Consider the following 662-nt stretch of genomic DNA (forward strand, 5'->3'; position numbering starts at 1 on the left):
GAAAGCGGGGTCACGTCGAGGAGCAACACGTCCTTCACGGAGGAGTCGCCGCTAAGCACGGCACCCTGGACGGCGGCACCGATAGCCACCACTTCGTCCGGGTTCACAGTCTTGTTCGGTTCCTTGCCGAAGAACTTCTTCACGGCTTCCTGAACGGCCGGGATACGGGTAGAACCACCGACCAGGATCACCTCGTCGATTTCGCTCAAGGAGAGGCCAGAATCGGCGATAGCCTTGCGGCAGGGTTCCATGGAGCGTTCCACCAGGTGGGCGGTCAGCTGGTCAAACTTGGCACGGCTGAGCGTGAGGTCCAAGTGTTTCGGGCCCGAAGCGTCGGCAGTGATGAAGGGGAGGTTGATGTTCGTAGAAGTCGTAGCAGACAGGTCAATCTTGGCCTTTTCAGCGGCGTCCTTCAAACGCTGCAGGGCCATCTTGTCCTTCTTCAGGTCGATGCCCGGATTGTCCTTCTTGAACTCGTCGTTGATCCAGTCGATAATCACTTCGTCGAAGTTGTCACCACCGAGCATCGTATCGCCGTTGGTGGCCTTCACGCTGAACATGCCGTCGTCGATTTCCAGGATAGAGATATCGAACGTACCGCCACCGAGGTCATACACGGCGACCTTTTCGCTCTTCTTGGAGTCAAGACCGTAGGCAAGGGC

At 57.7% G+C, this 662-nt stretch carries 1 protein-coding gene; it reads right to left on the reverse strand.

Translation table 11 applies throughout. The annotated features are described in order from the left end of the window. Window positions 1–662: Hsp70 family protein (locus tag B2310_RS11600; protein WP_290731758.1), on the reverse strand; the 662-nt coding region annotated here is incomplete at both ends.

Source organism: Fibrobacter sp. UBA3629, from assembly GCF_002374005.1.
Classification (GTDB): domain Bacteria; phylum Fibrobacterota; class Fibrobacteria; order Fibrobacterales; family Fibrobacteraceae; genus Fibrobacter.